This window comes from Pacificibacter sp. AS14 (genome assembly GCF_038899935.1).
Classification (GTDB): domain Bacteria; phylum Pseudomonadota; class Alphaproteobacteria; order Rhodobacterales; family Rhodobacteraceae; genus Celeribacter.
In genome coordinates this window covers 37885-54345 of record NZ_JBBMQI010000003.1, presented here as the reverse complement: position 1 = coordinate 54345, position 16461 = coordinate 37885, and the positions used below count along the sequence as shown (strand labels likewise).

The window sequence follows — 16461 nt, the reverse complement described above, 5'->3', positions numbered from 1 at the left end:
TCTCACGCGCCTTTTTTTAATGGGTGTTCAAGCCAAGGCGCCTAATGCGCCTCTGCCCAATTGTTGCCGATGCCTGCGTCGACTTCAATTGGAACGTCTAGTTTCACGGCGGGTTCTGACGCGTTTTCCATCACGTCTTTTACGGCCTCGATTACCTGATCGCAGGCGTCCTCATCCACTTCAAAGATCAACTCATCGTGGACTTGTAGCAGCATCTTTGCAGGCAGGTCTTTAATCGCGTCGGGCATACGGATCATCGCGCGGCGGATGATATCAGCAGCGGTGCCTTGGATCGGTGCATTGATCGCGGCGCGTTTGGCAAAGCCTGCTTGCGGACCTTTGGCGGCGATCTCAGGCGTATGGATTTTGCGACCAAACAGCGTTTGCACGTATTTATGCTCTTTGGCGAATTCCACCGTTTCGTTCATGTATTCTTTGATGCCGGGAAAACGTTCAAAATAGCGGTCGATAAAGCCTTGGGCTTCTTTGCGCGGAATGCGCAGATTGCGCGCCAGACCAAAGCCTGAGATGCCGTAGATCACACCAAAATTGATGGCTTTCGCTTGGCGACGGATCATCGGATCCATGCCTTCCATTGGCACATTGAACATCTCAGAGGCTGTCATCGCGTGAATGTCGTGACCATCGCGGAAGGCTTGTTTAAGACTTTCGATATTGGCGACATGGGCCAAGATGCGCAGCTCGATCTGGCTGTAATCCAGCGAGATCAGTTTCTTGCCTGCACCTGCCACAAAGGCTTCGCGGATTTTACGGCCCTCTTCTGAGCGCACAGGTATGTTTTGCAGGTTCGGATCAGAAGACGACATGCGGCCTGTCACGGCACCTGTTTGGATGTATGAGGTGTGCACGCGACCGGTGTCTGGGTTGATAAAGGTTTGCAGCGCGTCCGTGTATGTTGATTTTAACTTCGACAATTGGCGCCAATCCATCACGCGGGCGGGCAATTCGTGGCCTTCAGAGGCAAGGTCTTCAAGAATATCAACACCTGTAGCATAGGCACCGGTTTTGCCTTTTTTACCACCGGGTAATTCCATCTTATCAAACAGAATTTCACCAAGCTGTTTGGGCGATCCTACATTGAACGGCTGGCCTGCAAGATCTTGAATTTCCGCCTCAAGTCCTGCCATTTTTTGCGCAAAGGTATTGGACATGCGCGACAGCACATCGCGATCGACCTTAATTCCGTTGCGCTCCATTTGGGTGAGCACAGGCGATAAGGGGCGCTCTAACGTCTCATAGACCGTGGTGACCTGTTCGATATGCAGCTTAGGCTTGAACACCTGCCACAAACGCAGGGTGATATCCGCATCCTCGGCGGCGTATTTGATTGCCTTGCCCAGTTCGACTTTATCAAATGTAATCATAGACTTGCCAGAGCCCAACAGTTCCTTGGTGGGGATCGGCGTGTGGTCCAGATAACGCGTCGACAGGGCATCCATGCCATGATTGTGTAGGCCTGCGTGCAGCGCATAAGACATCAACATGGTGTCGTCATAGGGCGCAACTGTGACGCCGTAGCGGGCAAAAATCTTGGCGTCGTATTTCATGTTTTGGCCGATTTTCACGATGCTTGGGTCTTGCAACATGGGTCGCAGCGTATCGATCACCAGATCAAGCGGCAGTTGACCCTCGACCAAGCTATCGCCGCCGAACAGATCGTCATCCCCCGCTTTATGCGCGATGGGAATGTAACAGGCTTGGCCCGCCTCAACGCACAAAGAGATGCCGACCAAATCGACCTGCATTGCATCCAAGCCCATGGTCTCGGTATCGACCGCCACATAGCCACGCTCATAGATGGCATCGACCCAGCGCTCGAGCGCCTCGATCGTGCGGACATGTTCGTAGGCGCCCAAATCAAACGGCTTGGCGGCAGGCGTTGCCGCCTGTTGTGTTGCTATGGCCGCACCACCGGCTGGTACATCGGGCAGGGCAGGCGCATCAACGCCAAAGCGCTCGGAGGCGCGTTTGACCATGGTGCGAAATTCCATTTTGACCAGAAAGGCGACCAAATCGTCGACATTTGGCTCTTGGACCTCAAGGCTTTCCAGGGTGAAATCCAGCTCCATCTCGCAATCCAGTTTCACCAGTTCGCGCGAAATGCGGATCAGTTCAGCGTTGTTTTGCAAGCTTTCGCGGCGTTTGGGCTGCTTGATTTCATCTGTGCGCGACAAAAGCGTTTCCAGATCGCCGTACTCATTAATCAAAAGGGCCGCCGTTTTGATACCAATACCGGGCGCGCCGGGCACGTTGTCAACGCTGTCGCCCGCAAGCGCTTGCACATCGACGACGCGGTTGGGGCGCACGCCGAACTTTTCCTCGACGCCCTCGGAATCGATGCGCTTGTTTTTCATCGGATCGAGCATTTCAACGCCGTCGCCGATAAGCTGCATCAGGTCTTTGTCGGACGAAATAATGGTGACACGGCCCCCCGCATCGCGCGCGTTGCAAGACAGGGTCGCGATGATGTCATCGGCCTCAAAGCCTTCGACTTCGATGCACGAAATATTAAAAGCACGGGTCGCGTCACGGGTGAGCGAAAACTGGGGCCGCAAATCTTCGGGAGCCGGCGGGCGGTTCGCTTTGTATTGCGGGTAGATTTTGTTGCGAAAGGTGTTGCCGGAGTGGTCGAAAATCACCGCGGCATGTGTCGGTGCATCGGGGCCAGTGTTGGCCTCAATATAGCGGTACAACATGTTCGAGAACCCTGAGACCGCGCCCACAGGCAGGCCGTCAGATTTGCGCGTTAAAGGCGGCAGCGCGTGATAAGCGCGAAAGATAAAGGCGGAGCCGTCAATAAGGTGAAGGTGATGTCCCTTGCCGAAAGTCATATGCGCGCCGCCTTTGTGTAAATGTGCCTTGCTTTGATAACACGAAGGGGTGCCCCACCTGCAAGCTGTGATCGTGTGAAAAGGTCAAGCTTGCTTGTTGTTTTCTGGGGCAAGATACAATGGGGTCAAACATGGTAAAACAGCCGGCGTGAGCGCGACTGTTTTTAAAGATCATACTTTGGCCGAGGAAAGACAGGGCATGGGTTGAGAAAACCGCGGCCTAGGCCTCGCTTTCCAATTTTGATGACGTGTGGACGAATTTTTTATCGCAATAGCCACATTCAACGAATCCTGTGTCATGCGGGATCACCAACCAAACACGCGGGTGGCCTAAAGCGCCTTCGGAGCCGTCACAGGCGACTTTCCATGTGGAAACGATTTCGGTTTCTGGGGCATCGGTGGTCATGTTTGTCGCTCACTTTTGGCTGATTGCATCCCTTGTTCGATTTGCACAAGGGGTGCGCAGGCTGTCACTGTTGCCGAACCTGTTTGTACGGCTTATGTCAACCACACATGATAGCGATCCGCGCGCCGCGAGCAAGGGGGTGCGGTGAGATCTGCGCAGGAAAAGCCCCGCGCGAAAGGGAGAGACGATGACAAACAATGCCATTGAGATCAGAGGCCTGCGTAAAACCTATCGTGGCCAAGGTCATGCACCCGCCAAAGACGCGCTCAAAGGTATCGACTTGGACATTCCCAAAGGCTCTATTTTTGGGCTTTTGGGGCCAAATGGAGCCGGCAAATCCACTTTGATCAACATTTTGGCTGGGCTTGTGGTTAAGACCTCTGGGCAAGCCAAGATTTGGGGGTTTGATCAAGACGTCAATCCACGTCAATCGCGTGCAGCCATCGGGGTGATGCCGCAAGAATTGAACCTTGATCCGTTTTTTACCCCACGCGGCGCGTTGGAAGTGCAAGCGGGGCTTTACGGCGTGCCGAAAAAAGATCGCCGCTCTGATGAAATCCTCGAAATGGTCGGTCTCACAGATAAGGCCGAGGCTTATGCGCGCACCTTGTCGGGGGGGATGCGTCGCCGTCTTTTACTGGGCAAGGCGCTTGTTCATAAGCCTCAAGTGCTGGTTCTGGACGAACCAACAGCAGGAGTCGACATTGAGTTGCGCCACATGTTGTGGGCCAATGTACGACGCTTGAACGAGACCTTTGGAACCACGATTATTTTGACAACGCACTACTTGGAAGAAGCTCAAGAAATGTGCGACGAGATTGCCATCATCAACCACGGCGAAGTCGTCGCGCGCGACACGACCAAGAACCTTATCGGGTCTATGGACGCAAAGACTTTGGTGATTGTACCAGAAGGCGACGCACCCGAATCCTTTGAATTGCCGACGGGTGTCACCTTAGATAGAAAAGTTGACGGCTCCATGGCCTTTTCTTATTCGCGCTCTAAAACCTCGGCCAATGTCATTTTGGATGCGGTGAAAGCGGCTGGAATCGTCATTGGCGATGTGCGCACAGTTGATCCTGACCTTGAGGATGTTTTTGTGAATTTGACCTCTGGCAAATAGGGCTTAGCCTCAGCAAAACCGACCTTTGAGTAAAATAGAGAAAGCCCCACTGATGTCAGCGGGGCTTTTGCGTTGTCTGCTTGGGGCTCTTAGTGTGCCGTCAAAGGGCCGCAGGTTTCGCCGCCCAAAAGATGTACGTGAAAATGCGGAACCTCTTGGTGGCTGTCTGGGCCAGAATTGGTGATCAAGCGATAGCCATTGCCACCGTGAGCCTCAGAAGTACCGGTTTGCTTGGCGATCAGGGCAACAGACTTGAAAAAATCAAGCTGCTCTGTATCGCTTGCTGTTGTTACAAAGTGGTCATAGCAACGGTACGGACCTTTAGGTATCACCAAGATATGCACGTTTTTTTGTGGCGAAATGTCTGGAAAGGCGACGGTGTGATCGCTTTCAAACACAGGTTTAGACGGGATCTCGCCGCGTAAAATTTTAGCAAAGATATTTTGATCATCATAGGTATAGGCCATGGGGAGTCCTTTGGCTTAGTCGTAAAACAGGTAGTCAGTATTGGCGATCTTAAGGGCTTCTTCTTCTGATATTTTCAAGAACCGCGAGATGGGGCCAGCGTTTTCTTCCGGCGTTTTCGATTGAGAAATCCGTTCATGATTTTCAAATTCAGCATCGCGAATGCCATCGTATTCATGGTTGATGTCAGATTTCAATGTTGGAAGCAGTCTTTCGAGCGCGTCTTGGGGCGTTTGGTCGCCCGCCAGCCCTACACGTTTGGCGTGGCCCTCTAGGTAGTCATCCGTAAATTCGCATTCGATTTCTAATAATCGCGTGCCAGAGCGATCACTGTAAAAATCTTTGATCAGCTCCAAGCCGTCGGAATCCAAACACACCACCATGCGATCGGTTTCATAGTAATCGAACAACATACGCACCCAGGCGCGTCGGTGGCGGGTTCGTTTTTCAAGGCTTTTCTCGATTCCGCCCAAATCAGGTAAGGGGGTGCTTTCCTCATTAAACAGGTACTCGATGCATGGCACATCGCTGTGTTCTTTGATCTCGGCTATAAGCCGTTTGGCAACATGCCATTTCTTGCAAACTATCATCAATAGTTCGCGGTCACGTCCTAGCGAGCTTTCGGTTTCCCAAAATCGTTGCGCAAAACGTCGACCATCACGTCCTCGCCCAGTAAGGAACTTGTACAAAGATCGCCCTTCGCCAGAAATCTGAAACTCAACGCCTTTTGCCGCAAAAAGATCGCCAAGCCGCTTTTTGAGTATAGTGGCTTCGGGGGAAATTTTGCGCGCGAATAGAAAATCTTGCGTCACCAGCAAATCATAATGATCATTATAAAGTACAACGGGCATGCCATAATCGGTGAACATCAAAAAGGTTAGCGTACGCGCACGAATCTCTGATTCGGGCACGAGATGCCGGACCAGCGTTTGAAAGAATGTCTCATCGGGAATCCACGTGGTGCGGAAAAACTTCATTACATCTTTACGTTTGCGCGTGAATTCTAAAATCCACTCGACGGTGCGCCGGCGCAAGCACCACCACTGAGATCCGATTTGAACCTGAATGTCTGCTGGGATCTCGCGTTGAAGTCCAAGACGGCGCTGCAGCCAGAAACTTTGATAAAAACGCCACTTTTGTGTACGCTCATTGAACCAGTGACGATAAATGAGGCGTTCTTCTTTGATCCCTGTTTTTATCCACTCCGATTCGAAAAAATCAAAACTCTCGACATAGTCGACATCCTCTTGATCCAAATAGTCGTGCATATATTCTGCTGTCTTCACAGACATGCAGTCGCCAGAGACCATATAAAAATGTGTTGCGCGTGGAAACGCTTTCTCTGCGGCTTCAACGGCATACAAAGATGCTTGGACTAGTGACCACGCACCCCAGCCGCATTTGATGCGCCTGGTGGCGTATGCGACGTTTGGATTGCCTTTTAAGCCTGCGCGAATCTGCTCAAAAGGCGCACGACCACTGCGTGCATCAAAGTGAATAGAGATAAAATCGCCTGCCGCTGTGAGTCTGCGGGCTTGATCTATGATCGCTTCTGGGTCTTTGTGGCACAGAAGAATGAATGCAATTCGTGCCATTATGGAAACCGTATCCTCATTTTTGCCGCATTGTGCATTATAATCGTAACCAGTTATTGAATAAACAAGCCTAATTTGCTTTTAAAGTGCAAAACGTTGCTTGTGTGCAGTCTTGAGGAGAACGGGTCGATATGGGCTTTCCAGGAACTTGGATGACCGAGAGTGAAAGCGTGGTTTACCGCGTTGTTCCAAAATGTGCATGTTCGACCATTGGTCAGATCATGTTTTATTCAGATCACGGCGAATTTTTCGACGGCGATATCCACGACAGCAAAGATCGTATGCATAAGTGGTCGCAAGAAGATAGCCAGCCGCTGATCGAAGCGAACGCGCAGAGACATACGTCCTACGCCTTCACATGTGTGCGCAATCCGTACACGCGCGTGCTGTCGTCTTTCTTTGACAAAATCTGTGGCATCCAGCGCAACGGCAAACGCTACCGTGGCAATATGGTGCCGCAGCTTGTGCAGAAATACGGCATCGAAGTGGGTGGGGACGATGGCAAACAAGAGTTTGACCAGATCGCGTCGTTCCGTCGGTTCCTTTTGTTTGTGCGAGACACCATCCGCTGGCGTCGCCCGATGGACCCGGACATTCATTGGTCTGCGATGTCAGGCCATGTGTCGACATTTATCGCCAATGGCGGTCGCTACGACAAAATCGTTTACACCGAAACGTTCAACGATGGCATGCAGGACGTTCTGAATGCGATTCAAACACCTCACCAAGTTGATTTGACTAATATTCCACGTTTCAATGAATCAGAAGGTCACGGTCCAAAGCGTCTTCACCCTGTTGAGGACTACTTTGATGATCTGTCCAAGCATTTGATTTGGGAAATCTACAAGCGTGATTTCCAACTTTTCAAATATGATTTCGAAAACCCTGCCAACAAATTCCCAATCGCGGAGATTGACTTGGATGAGGTTCACGCCAAACTTGGTGATTGATCCAAAATCGATATGATTTCAAAAAGCGTCGCCCGAAAACGGCGGCGCTTTTTGTCTTTGGACTTTTTTCATGTGGCCCTGCGCCCATTGCAGGCCTTTGGAAGTGCGAGCTTTTGGATTGTATTCGCCAGAAATCCAACCGATATAGCCGCTCTCATCCACTGCCTTGAAAAACGCAGGATAGTCGATCTCGCCTTTCAGTGGTTCTTGACGATTGGGCGACGACGCGACTTGGATATGGCGCACATGACGATGGTGCGCGTCCCATGTGTCCATGGCGTCGCCTGTGATCATATGGGCATGATAGGCGTCGAACTGCAGCCCAACATTGGGCAAATCTATAGCCTCGATAATCTCAGCAGCGGTTTCAAAATCGCTAAGGAAATATCCAGGCATATCGAATTCATTCACGGGCTCGATCACAAGGCTCATGTCGGGGGCTTGCTTCGCGGCCCAAGTCAAATTGCGCTTGAATGTCTCAAGCGCTACGATGCCCTTGGCCTTTCCAGCCATAATATGCATGTGCTTCGCGCCCAGCAATTTGGCAAAGCGCAGAGCGCGGATAAAATCGTTGCGAAAGCGTTCTTCTAAGGCGGGCACAGCAGCAAATCCGCGTTCACCCCCAGCCCAATTGGGCGGCGGGGTGTTGATGACGATCATTTCCAATCCGTGCTCCGTCAGTTTGCGCGCAATCTCGGACGCCGCTTCATCATAGGGAAACAGCACTTCGACCGCATCAAAACCATTTGCTTTGGCTTCAGCAAAGCGTTCAATAAAGGGAAACTCTTTGAACAGATAGGTGAGGTTGGCGGCAAACTTTGGCATTAAAGGTTTTCAGTGGTCGCGGGGGCGTCGAGACAAAAAAACTGGCCTGAGGACCAAACGCCGATACGCAGCGCGCCGCTTATTGAGTGCTCAACCGCCAGTTCAGCCAATCGAAAAAAACTTTTACGGTCAATGAGCGCGTCTAGACCTGATCTGATCTCGACATAGGGCGCAGGCTCACCCGAGGCGCGGGTCTCAACACGCAAAGGGTGCTGCGCGTCCAAGATTGCGTCATCGCCCATCGATGTGTGAAAGGTTAAAATCTGATCTACACCAGTGCCTTCCACATCAAAATCTATCGCCAAAAACGGCGCATCCTCGACTGTGATCCCGACCTTTTCAGCGGGCGTGACCAAGAAATAGTTATCACCTTCTTTTTTCAACACGGTCGAAAACAGGCGCGCCAAACGCACCCGCCCAATCGGGGTGCCAAGGTAAAACCATGTGCCGTCCTTTTTGATCTGAATATCGAGATCGCCACAAAAGGGCGGATTCCAAAGGTCCACGGGGGGCAAACCACGGCCTTTTGCGGCGCTGATCGCGGCCGCGATGCTATCTGCAGAGACACTCACGATAAGTTCACCTTAAAATCACTCCATTATCGATACCATAGCATCATTGTCTGTTTGTGCTTTGGCTCAGACCTGTTTCTAATAGTGCACGCAATTGTAGGATAGGTGAAGACATGTCGCAAAATGATCTTGTGCTCGAAATCGAACAGCTTGGCACCAAATTGGCACAGGCCAAGGCCTCGGTGACACGGCGTTTTATAGGACAAGAACAGGTTGTTAATCTGGTGTTTTCTGCTTTGCTGTGTGGCGGTCATGCGCTTTTGATCGGCCTGCCCGGTTTAGGCAAAACCCGACTTGTCGACACGATTTCCACCGTTATGGGGCTCAAAGGCGCGCGGGTGCAATTCACCCCCGATTTGATGCCTGCCGACATTTTGGGATCAGAGGTTCTGGAAACTGCGCCGGATGGTACGCGGGCCTTTCGCTTTGTCAAAGGGCCAGTGTTTTGTCAGCTCTTGCTGGCCGATGAAATCAACCGCGCCTCGCCGCGCACTCAATCAGCATTGTTGCAAGCGATGCAGGAAAAATCAGTGACCATCGCAGGGCAGGCGCATGATTTGGAACCGCCTTTTCATGTGCTCGCCACGCAAAACCCGCTGGAACAAGAGGGCACCTATCCGTTGCCCGAGGCCCAGTTGGACCGTTTTTTGGTTCAGGTGGATGTTGAATACCCTGACCGTGACACAGAGCGCGCGATCCTGTTGGCCACAACAGGCGAGACCGAAGAGGACGCGCATGAAGTGCTCAGCGCCGCTGAATTGATCGCGGCACAGGCTTTGTTGCGCAAAATGCCAGTGGGCGAAAATGTGGTCGAAATGATCCTTGATTTGGTGCGCTCTTGTCGCCCCGACACAGCCGATACCTCTGACGTTATTTCAAACTCTGTCGCATGGGGGCCTGGTCCGCGTGCGGCACAGGCTTTGATGTTGACCGTGCGCGCCCGCGCTTTGCTGGATGGACGTTTGGCCCCGTCACCCGATGATGTTTTGGCCTTGGCGCGCCCTGTGTTGAGCCACCGTATGGCGCTGACGTTCGCGGCACGCGCGCGCGGAGAAACCCTTGGGCCTTTGATTGATGCCGCAGCACTTGCCGCTTTGAAAAACCGAGCAGCCGCGTGAGCAACACTGGCGCCTCTTCAAGCCATTTAAGGGCGCAGGCCGAACAGCTTGCAAGTCCGATGCCCGCGCTTTTGGCCAAGGCTGACGCACTTGCACGCACCATGATGATGGGCGGGCATGGCAGGCGGCATTCAGGCAATGGGTCTGAGTTTTGGCAATACCGCCCCGCGCAAGCGGGCGATCCTGCGCGCGCGATTGATTGGCGTCGTTCGGGTCAGTCGGACGGATTTTTTGTGCGCGAACAAGAATGGCAGGCTGCGCAATCGGTGCACTTTTGCTGCGATCAATCCGCGTCGATGCAGTTTTCTTCGTTGAAGGACCAGACCACCAAGATGGATCGCGCCGCTTTGCTGACATTGGCGTTGTCGATTTTACTGATGAATGGCGGCGAACGGGTGAGTTTGGATGGCTTGGGCACGCCGCCACGCAATGGCGCGCAGCAATTGCGGCGAATCGCTCAGGCTTTATGTGAGCCTAAGAAGGATGAGTTTGGTGCCTTTGATGCGGCAGATTATCTGCCCAAATCCCGTGCTGTTTTGATGTCCGATTTCTTGGGGCCGATTGTGTCAATTGAACGTGCTGTCGGCACCGCTGCGGATCGTGGCATTCACGGCGTGTTGTTTCAAATCCTAGATCCAGTTGAAGAAGCTTTCCCGTTTCAAGGTCGTACGGTGTTCAGCTCGATAGGGGGCGGTGTGTCGCATGAAACTTTGCGGGCAGGTGATTTGAAATCGCGTTATCTGGACCGTTTGGCTGAGCGCAAAGACGCGTTGTACAATTTTGCGCGGCAAGCAGGCTGGCAATATGATTGCCATCACACAGACAAGCCTGCACAGGTCGCGATGGTGTGGTTGTTCCAAGCCTTAGACGGGGGCGCAAGCTGATGTGGATCGTCGGGCCAATAGGATTTGCAACGCCTTGGTTGCTGTGGGGGCTGTTGATTTTGCCGCTGCTATGGCTGTTGTTGCGCGCGGTGCCGCCTGCGCCCAAACGTTTGCGGTTCTCAGGCGTGTCCTTGCTTTTGGGTCTGAAGGATGCCGACGCTCAAGCTGCAGCCACACCGTTATGGTTGCTGCTGTTGCGCATGGGGGCAATCGCCGCGCTGATCTTGGCATTTGCCGGCCCTGTTTTGAACCCAAAAATAGAGGACGCTGAAAACGGCCCGATGATTCTGATGGTCGATGGCACATGGGCGGACGCGCCGATTTGGTCGTCGCAGATCGCGCGCATCGACGATATTTTGGAACGTGCTGAACGCAATGGCCGGCTTGTGGCATTTGTCGTCGCGACGGATTTGCCCAACGGTGGTCTGAGTTTCAAACCCGCGCGCGATTGGCGTGCTGCATTGGCGGGTATTCAACCTGCTGCTTACGCACCTGACGCAGCCAAATTGACCCAAGTGATCGCATCATTAGACCGCGCTTCAAACACAACATGGCTGTCGACTGGTGCAGACTTTGATGGGCGTTTGGAAGTTTTGGAAGCCTTGCAAGACAAAGGCACTGTCAGCGTTTTGCAGATGCAAAGACTGATTTTTGCCCTAGGTCCCGTGACACGGACTGAACAAGGCGTGTCATCTGTCGTGCACCGGATCGGTGGCTTGGGCGCGGCTGACGTTACCGTCACGGCTATAGGTCCTGATCCGAACGGTGTTGAGCGAGTCTTGGGTCAAGCCAGCCTTTCGGTCAATGCTGGCGAAACTGTCGTGAACATCGCGCTGCGCACGGAATTGCGCAATCGTGTGACGCGGTTTGAAATTGAAAACATCCGCTCAGCGGGGGCCGTACAGTTGATCGCGGACAGTTTGAAACGCCCCGAAGTGGCGCTGATCTCGGGCGAAGATGACGGCAGCAGTGCACAGTTGTTATCGCATCTGCATTACCTGCGCGCAGCCTTTGGCGCGACCTCTGATGTAATTGAAGGTGAGTTCAGCGATTTGATTGCCGCCAATCCCGACGTAATTGTCTTGGCGGATGTCGCGCGGCTTGCTGGCGGCGAAGCCGCAGACCTGTTGGAATGGACACAAAAAGGTGGCTTGTTGTTGCGTTTTTCAGGTCCAAAGCTCGCTGCCTCGGATGTGGCGCGCGAGGGCACTGATCCTTTGTTGCCCGTGCGGTTGCGCGCAGGCGGGCGGTCTGTAGGCGGTGCGATGACTTGGGGGGATCCCAAAGGGGTGCGCCCCTTCGCCGAAACCTCGCCGTTTTACGGCCTCGCGGTGCCCGAAGATGTCACAGTGACTTCGCAAGTCATGGCGCAACCAGACCCAGATTTGGCAGAGCGCGTGATTGCGACTTTGGCGGATGGCACGCCTTTGGTCACCCGCAAAGCGGTTGGCCAAGGCCAAGTTGTCTTGTTCCATGTGACCGCCAACGCCCAATGGTCCACTTTGCCATTGTCAGGATTGTTCGTGTCTATGTTGCAAAGATTGACCTCCGTTTCGAATGCCCAAGGATCTGAAGAGAATGATTTGTCTGGGCAAACCTTGACGCCTGTTACGGTTTTGAATGGGTTCGGCCAATTGCTGGATGCTGGGTTGCAAGCCTCTGTCGATGGCGACGTTTTTGCCGATGCACTTGCATCCAAAGAAACGCCAGCGGGGGTCTACCAAACACAACAACAGGCTGTGGCATTGAATGTTTTTGGCCGCGCAGATGCACTGACGCCCGCAGTTTGGCCCAGCACTGTTCAAATGCTTGGAACACAAGACACAGGCGAAATTAGCTTAAAGCCTACTGTGTTAACAGCGGCTTTGATCGCGCTCGCTCTGGATTTGATTGCAGTATTGATGCTCTCTGGGCGTGTTACGCTTGGCCGCGCCAGTACTGCAATCAGCGGTGTCATACTGGCGTTAGGGCTCGCGGGGCCTCAGCCTGCACGCGCGCAAGAGAATGCGGATGCATTTTTGCGTCTGGCCAGTTCAGAACTGACATTGGCCTATGTGATAACCGGAGACGAGGCCGTCGATAGGGTCTCGCAGCAAGGGCTTTTGGGCCTCTCACACGTTTTAGCCAATCGTACTTCTGTGGAGCCGTCCCCCCCGATGGGCGTGAATTTAGAGGTCGATCCTCTGGGTGTCTTTCCGATGCTGTATTGGCCAATGACAGACGCGCAGCAACCTTTGTCGGCGGGCAGCTATGCCAAGCTTAACGCCTATATGCGTGCGGGTGGCATGGTCTTTTTCGACACGCGCGATGGCGATATTTCGGCCTTTGGGCGAGAGACGGCGCTGGGCACCAAGCTGCGCAATATTGCCTATGCGCTGGATGTGCCGCCGCTAGAACCTGTGCCGCAAGATCATGTTCTGACCCGCACATTCTATTTGCTGCAAGGCTTTCCGGGACGTTTCTATGGGGCTGACGTTTGGGTGCAAAAATCAGCTCAGGACACACAAGACATCGAAGGTATGCCATTTCGCAATCTCAACGACAATGTCAGTCCGGTGATCATCGGCGCAAATGACTGGGCTTCGGCTTGGGCCGTGGGCGATGACGGGCGTGCCTTACGGCCCGTTGGCAGCGGATACAGCGGTGAGAGACAGCGCGAGATGGCGTATCGCTTTGGCGTGAACTTGATCCTTTATGTGCTCACAGGCAGCTATAAATCAGATCAAGTACATGTGCCTGCGCTTTTGGAAAGATTGGGCGAATGAGATCAGATATCACCTTTGTGCCCTACCTGCCTTGGCCGTTTCTAGCTGTTGCTGCCGTGGTTTTGATCGGCGTTTTGATTTTTGCAGCCTCTCGTGGTTTCAAAGGTTGGCCGCTGCGGGCGCTGGCCTTTGGTGCAGTACTTTTTGCCTTGGCCAACCCATCTATCTTGCGCGAAGATCGCGCGCCTTTGACCGACATCATAGTGCTTTTGATTGATAAAACAGCCTCGCAAAACCTGTCTGCGCGCGCGGCGCAAACGAAGGCAGCACAAGAGCGTCTTGAGGCGCAAATCGCAACGATGCCCAACACCGAATTGCGGACCGTCACCTTGGCTGATGGCACGGACAATCAAGGGTCTTTGTTGATGGCGCGGGTGCGCGATGCGATGACTGATGAGCCTCAAGGGCGTTTGGCTGGCGTATTCGCGATCACCGACGGCCAGATACATGATGCTGGTTTGGCACCTGATTTTCCGGCCCCTTTGCACGTTTTGCTCACGGGGCTGCCTGATGATTGGGATCGACGGCTGATTGTCGAAAACGCGCCCGCTTTTGCCATTTTGGACGAAGAAATAACCTTGACCTTGAAAGTCGAAGACCAAGGTGCGGTGCCCGCAGGGCTGTCTGCGACCTCGCCTTTGATCGTGTCGATTGACGGCGGCGAAGACATCGTACTGGAAATGCCGGTGGGACGCGCAGTGCAAGTGCCGCTGAAACTGCCCCATGGTGGCATGAATGTTCTGCAATTTTCAGTGCCTATGGCGGATGGCGAGCTGACGGATCGCAATAATGCATCGGTGGTCCAGATCAACGGCGTACGCGATCGTTTGCGTGTGTTGTTAGTGTCGGGCGAGCCGCACAATGGCGAGCGCACGTGGCGCAACCTGCTTAAATCTGACACTTCAGTCGATTTGGTGCACTTCACCATTTTGCGCCCGCCTGAAAAACAAGACGGCGTGCCTGTGACCGAGCTGTCTTTGATCGCCTTTCCGACTCGTGAGTTGTTTTTGGAAAAAATAGATGATTTTGATCTGATTATTTTTGATCGCTATAAACAGCGCGGTATTCTATATGCCAATTATTTTGAAAATATCGCCCGATATGTTGAAGACGGTGGCGCGGTGTTGTTTTCGGCTGGTCCAGATTTTGCCTCAGCCGACAGCCTTTATCGCTCCGCTTTGGCACGGGTTATCCCAACGCGACCAACAGGGCGGGTGTTTGATCAGGCCTTTGCGCCGCAGATATCAGAGCTCGGCCTACGCCATCCCGTGACCCAAGGCTTGGGGGGCGTGACGCGATCCGATATTACTCCCGAATGGGGGCGTTGGTTCCGTCAAATCGATCTCGACCCTGCCGCAACGACAGGCGATGTGATCATGACGGGCAGTGAGGGGCGGCCTTTGCTTGTTGTGGACCATGTGGGTGCGGGACGCGTCGCGGTTTTAGCCTCGGATCATGCTTGGCTCTGGGCGCGTGGCGTTGAAGGCGGGGGACCTCAATTGGAATTGTTGCGACGTTTGGCGCATTGGATGATGAAAGAGCCCGAGCTGGAAGAAGAATCTTTGTCTGCTAGCGCTACTGGCAATGAGATTACTGTGACACGTCGTTCTTTGACCGATACTCCACGCAGTGCGACGGCCATCGCGCCGAACGGAACCGAGTTCAGTTTTGACATGACAGAAATCCGACCTGGACTATTTCAAGCTGTCATCACGGGCGACGACATCGGACTTTACCGGCTCGCACAAGACGATCATAGGGCTGTTGTTGTGTTGGGACCTGCCGCGCCCAAAGAGTTTGAGCAAACTATAGCGACTGGCACAGTGGTGGACGCCGCGGTGCGTGCCACACGGGGTGGCGTTTTCGCATTGTCCGATGGCATGCCGGATCTGCGTCGGGTTTCCGTTGGTCGCGCCGCCGCTGGGCGGACTTGGATGGGCATCACGCCGCGCGCCGCCTTTACTACAGTGTCGAGCTCTAAAACGCCGATTATACCTGCGTGGCTTTGGATGTTAGCTCTTTCGAGCTGGGTTATTTTTATGTGGCTGCGTGAAGGTCGCAGGTAATATAAAAAATGACCAATTGGTGTGATCTTCACTCAATTTCATAGGTTTGTTGAATCGGCAAAGAACCAATTCGGTGACTAGGTTTCGTCTTGCAAAAGCACTTCGCGCGACGTAGAGGCAAATTCGCGACGCACAAGAATGAATACAGTGATCAAGGTGGCAACAATCAGACCCATTGGCCCCAAAAACCACCCCAATGCACCAAGTGCGAAATAGATGCTGCGCAGCCCTCGGTTAAACGCACGCGCTGCGGCAATGTTTAATTCGCCTGCTTTCTTAGCGCGCGGCAGGGCTTCTTTCGCGTCCACTTCGTTGGGCACTGAAGCCATAACGACGCCGCAATAGCCAAACAACCGATTGGCCCAAATGAATTTCAAAAAGGCGCTGGTGATAAAGATGAGCGCCACAAGAATTTTAACTTCCCAAATGATTTCAGGCACATCAATCGTCAGGTCTTGGGCGACACCGCGCACACGCTCAGCGTTGGACACTGCCGCCAATCCGCCGCCAATCGCAATCATGCAGGCGGATGCGAAAAAGGCCGTACCTTGGCGTAGGGTATCCAAAACGGATGCATCAAAAATACGCGGTTGGCGTGTAATCATCTGGACCATCCACTTGCGCCGGTAATCCGCCATGATGACAGAGGTCGAGGTGCGCGATTTTGGTGGACTTTCAATGATGTACCCCAAGGCAATCCAAGACAGAAACAACAGCGCGACAGCGATGCCATCTAGCGGGGTAAAATAGCGCATTTGATCCAGTAATTCCATAAGCTTGCTATACGCGTTTGAGTTTACCTTGTCATACGGAAAAATTGGTTATAAAAACTTACCAATA

At 53.2% G+C, this 16461-nt stretch carries 13 protein-coding genes; 6 read left to right on the top strand and 7 right to left on the bottom strand.

All coding sequences use genetic code 11. The features are described 5' to 3' along the window. Positions 1–41 precede the first annotated feature (41 nt). Positions 42–2852, bottom strand: coding sequence for a DNA polymerase I (polA, locus tag WNY38_RS04450; RefSeq protein ID WP_342856133.1), 2811 nt, complete (start codon positions 2850–2852; stop codon positions 42–44). Positions 2853–3072: 220 nt separating this feature from the next. Continuing rightward, positions 3073–3258: a zinc-finger domain-containing protein gene (locus WNY38_RS04445; RefSeq protein ID WP_215942474.1), complete on the bottom strand. Its 186-nt coding sequence runs from the start codon at positions 3256–3258 to the stop codon at positions 3073–3075. 187 nt (positions 3259–3445) lie between these two features. Between WNY38_RS04445 and WNY38_RS04440 the strand changes: the two genes are divergently transcribed. After that, positions 3446–4381 (top strand): ABC transporter ATP-binding protein, encoded by a 936-nt coding sequence (locus WNY38_RS04440; RefSeq protein ID WP_342856132.1) that lies wholly within the window; start codon positions 3446–3448, stop codon positions 4379–4381. An 89-nt stretch (positions 4382–4470) separates the two neighbouring features. Here the strand turns inward: WNY38_RS04440 and WNY38_RS04435 are convergent, their stop codons facing one another. Both WNY38_RS04435 and WNY38_RS04430 read right to left on the bottom strand, forming a co-directional pair. Beyond that, entirely contained in the window at positions 4471–4848 is a 378-nt protein-coding gene (locus WNY38_RS04435; protein WP_342856131.1) for an HIT domain-containing protein, read from the bottom strand. Between the two features lie 15 nt (positions 4849–4863). Further along, positions 4864–6441 (bottom strand): DUF5928 domain-containing protein, encoded by a 1578-nt coding sequence (locus WNY38_RS04430; RefSeq protein WP_342856130.1) that lies wholly within the window; start codon positions 6439–6441, stop codon positions 4864–4866. A gap of 131 nt (positions 6442–6572) precedes the next feature. Between WNY38_RS04430 and WNY38_RS04425 the strand changes: the two genes are divergently transcribed. Then, complete coding sequence (locus tag WNY38_RS04425; protein ID WP_342856129.1) at positions 6573–7391, top strand: sulfotransferase family protein; 819 nt, start codon at positions 6573–6575, stop codon at positions 7389–7391. 18 nt (positions 7392–7409) lie between these two features. Here WNY38_RS04425 and WNY38_RS04420 read toward each other — a convergent pair whose 3' ends face one another. Then, complete coding sequence (locus tag WNY38_RS04420; RefSeq protein ID WP_342856128.1) at positions 7410–8216, bottom strand: TIM barrel protein; 807 nt, start codon at positions 8214–8216, stop codon at positions 7410–7412. Beyond that, positions 8216–8788, bottom strand: a complete 573-nt coding sequence (locus WNY38_RS04415) for a DUF1285 domain-containing protein (protein ID WP_342856127.1) — start codon at positions 8786–8788, stop codon at positions 8216–8218. The genes WNY38_RS04420 and WNY38_RS04415 overlap by 1 nt, the downstream gene beginning before the upstream one ends. Positions 8789–8901: 113 nt before the next feature. Here WNY38_RS04415 and WNY38_RS04410 point away from each other — a divergent pair, with 113 nt between their 5' ends. From WNY38_RS04410 to WNY38_RS04395, 4 genes are read left to right on the top strand one after another with little or no spacing between them, the layout of a single operon-like run. After that, positions 8902–9906 (top strand): MoxR family ATPase, encoded by a 1005-nt coding sequence (locus tag WNY38_RS04410; protein ID WP_342856126.1) that lies wholly within the window; start codon positions 8902–8904, stop codon positions 9904–9906. Between the two features lie 59 nt (positions 9907–9965). Beyond that, complete coding sequence (locus WNY38_RS04405) at positions 9966–10790, top strand: DUF58 domain-containing protein (RefSeq protein ID WP_342856356.1); 825 nt, start codon at positions 9966–9968, stop codon at positions 10788–10790. Then, on the top strand, positions 10715–13555 hold the full coding sequence (locus WNY38_RS04400; RefSeq protein ID WP_342856125.1) for a DUF4159 domain-containing protein: 2841 nt from the start codon (positions 10715–10717) through the stop codon (positions 13553–13555). Before WNY38_RS04405 ends, WNY38_RS04400 begins: the two co-directional genes overlap by 76 nt. Next, on the top strand, positions 13552–15621 hold the full coding sequence (locus WNY38_RS04395) for a hypothetical protein (RefSeq protein WP_342856124.1): 2070 nt from the start codon (positions 13552–13554) through the stop codon (positions 15619–15621). Before WNY38_RS04400 ends, WNY38_RS04395 begins: the two co-directional genes overlap by 4 nt. A 77-nt stretch (positions 15622–15698) precedes the next feature. Here WNY38_RS04395 and WNY38_RS04390 read toward each other — a convergent pair whose 3' ends face one another. Further along, positions 15699–16376, bottom strand: a complete 678-nt coding sequence (locus WNY38_RS04390; RefSeq protein ID WP_342856123.1) for a DUF599 domain-containing protein — start codon at positions 16374–16376, stop codon at positions 15699–15701. Positions 16377–16461 lie beyond the last annotated feature (85 nt).